Source organism: Pedobacter hiemivivus, from assembly GCF_004331685.1.
In the GTDB taxonomy this organism is placed as follows: Bacteria; Bacteroidota; Bacteroidia; order Sphingobacteriales; family Sphingobacteriaceae; genus Pedobacter; species Pedobacter hiemivivus.
In genome coordinates this window covers 1-1,475 of sequence record NZ_SJSM01000054.1, presented here as the reverse complement: position 1 = coordinate 1,475, position 1,475 = coordinate 1, and the positions used below count along the sequence as shown (strand labels likewise).

Below are 1,475 nucleotides of genomic sequence, written 5' to 3'. Positions count from 1 at the left end.
AAATAGCTTTGGTTTTCATGTACTTTGAAACTGTACTATCTTACCTCGCTATGCTTTATAAATGACATCTCTTTAATGAACTTCTCGAATCGCCTCACGGGTCTTCTTTATATTTCTTCGTTTATTATTCTTCAGTTTCGTTCCGGTCTTAATGTTCCGAATCTCAGTTTCAAATCCTCAACGTTTCAATCTTTTTTATTCTGTTAACAAACTCCGTTTGGTAACTCCCGTTCTGTTTGGGATTGCAAAGGTAGAAATCTTTTTGGTTTTGTCAAGCTTTTTATTAAACTTTATTTCTTCTATTTTTCGAGCCTTTTAAACACTCATAAAGAAACACCAATCTCTTTTTCTAACCCTTCAGTTCAACCTTCATCCTTATCCTTTTCTTACAAACCCTTCCTCCGAAGCGGGATGCAAAAGTAGGAAAATTATACGCCCCCACAAACTTAAACACACTATTATCTCCTATTCGCCCCTAACTACCTGCAACACAAACAGAAAAACTACAGGTTATTTATAAAACATCATAGATATGATTACAATTATCAAAAAACATGATAGCTATCATTTACTATCAGCGTCCATAATCACAACTTTGAATTATATAAAAAACAAATGATTATCTACAAAACCTTTCAATTTGATTCCGCGCACTATCTACCAAACACTCCACAGGGACATAAATGTGGCGGAATGCATGGACACACCTATACTTTGACTGTCTACATTTCAGGCAAGCCAGAAGAACATTCAGGATGGATCATAGATTATACCGATTTAAAAAATGGCATAAAACCATTCTTAGACATCCTTGACCATAAGTTATTAAATGAAATATCTGGGCTAGAAAATCCTACCACTGAAAATCTTGCAGTGTGGTTATGGCAAATGATAAAGCCCATATTTCCAGATTTGGTAAAAATAGAATTAAAAGAAACACCAACATCTGGAGTAATCTATGAAGGTTAAAGATAATAAACAAATTGCCACATGGCTTTATTTCGGTGCCGGTACCATTATCATACAAATTCTTCTTGGTGGAATCACCAGGCTTACAGGATCAGGATTATCCATCACAGAATGGCAACCATTGCTCGGAACAATCCCCCCCTTAAATCAATCTGCGTGGCAGACAAGTTTTGACAAATACAAAGAGATCGCACAATTTCATATTGTAAACTCACATTTTACACTGGAAGATTACAAATCCATATTCTTTTGGGAATGGTTACATAGAAACTGGGCTAGGTTTATCGGCATTGCCTTCCTTTTTCCGCTCATCTACTTTCTCATCAGAAAAAAAATAGAAAAGAAACTGTTATTCTCTTTGCTGTTCCTTTTTATACTCGGATTACTACAGGCAATTATAGGATGGATAATGGTTAAGAGTGGATTGAATGATATAAACATAAAAGTGAATCACATTCGATTATCCATACATTTTGTCGCTGCACTTATTTTACTTTGCTATACAC

2 protein-coding genes are annotated in these 1,475 nt (G+C 35.1%); both read left to right on the top strand.

Going from position 1 to position 1,475, the window contains the following annotated elements; genetic code table 11:
* Nucleotides 1–615 precede the first annotated feature (615 nt).
* The gene (queD, locus tag EZ444_RS27015) at nt 616–969 is read left to right on the top strand and encodes a 6-carboxytetrahydropterin synthase QueD (RefSeq protein ID WP_131613001.1); all 354 of its coding nucleotides are present in this window, start codon (nt 616–618) and stop codon (nt 967–969) included.
* Nucleotides 959–1,475, top strand: a 517-nt coding sequence (locus tag EZ444_RS27010) for a COX15/CtaA family protein (RefSeq protein ID WP_131613000.1), incomplete at its 3' end; no start/stop codon positions are given. The genes queD and EZ444_RS27010, both read left to right, overlap by 11 nt.

What these genes read in the sequence shown, in the direction of transcription:
- queD (WP_131613001.1), top strand. Translation starts at nt 616, where the DNA reads ATGATTATCTACAAAACCTTTCAATTTGATTCCGCGCACTATCTACCA.